This window comes from Streptomyces sp. SP17BM10 (assembly GCF_036322405.1).
Lineage (GTDB): Bacteria > Actinomycetota > Actinomycetes > Streptomycetales > Streptomycetaceae > Kitasatospora.
In genome coordinates this window covers 1-365 of sequence record NZ_JAQYXB010000628.1, presented here as the reverse complement: position 1 = coordinate 365, position 365 = coordinate 1, and the positions used below count along the sequence as shown (strand labels likewise).

At 69.9% G+C, this 365-nt stretch carries 1 protein-coding gene; it reads left to right on the top strand.

The features are described from left to right. Nucleotides 1–211: hypothetical protein (locus PUR71_RS27085; protein ID WP_329929748.1), on the top strand; the 211-nt coding region annotated here is incomplete at its 5' end. Nucleotides 212–365 lie beyond the last annotated feature (154 nt).

The following is a 365-nucleotide window of genomic DNA, read 5'->3' as shown; positions in this document are numbered from 1 at the left end:
GTGTGGTTTGGGGGGGTGTTGTGTTTGTTTGTGGTTGTGGGTGGGTGTGTTTTGTGGGGGGGGGGGTGTGGGGGTTGTTTGTGGGGGGGGTTTTTTTTTTTTTGTTTTTTTTTTTTGGTGTTGTGTGGGGGTTGTTGGGTGGGGGTGGGTGGGGGGGGGTGGGGGGGGGGGGGGGGGGGGGGGGGGGGGGGGGGGGGGGGGGCGTGGTTAGTCGGGGGTGGGCCCCCGGCCGCCCGTTGACAGATCTCCGAGCCCCTGAGGGCTCGGGCTCGGGCCCGGCGGTAGCGCTCGCCGCAGCAGAGCTGACGCGCGAGGCCGGCCGCGCCGAGCAGCTCGACGTCGCCCGCGCCGGTCGACGCCAACTG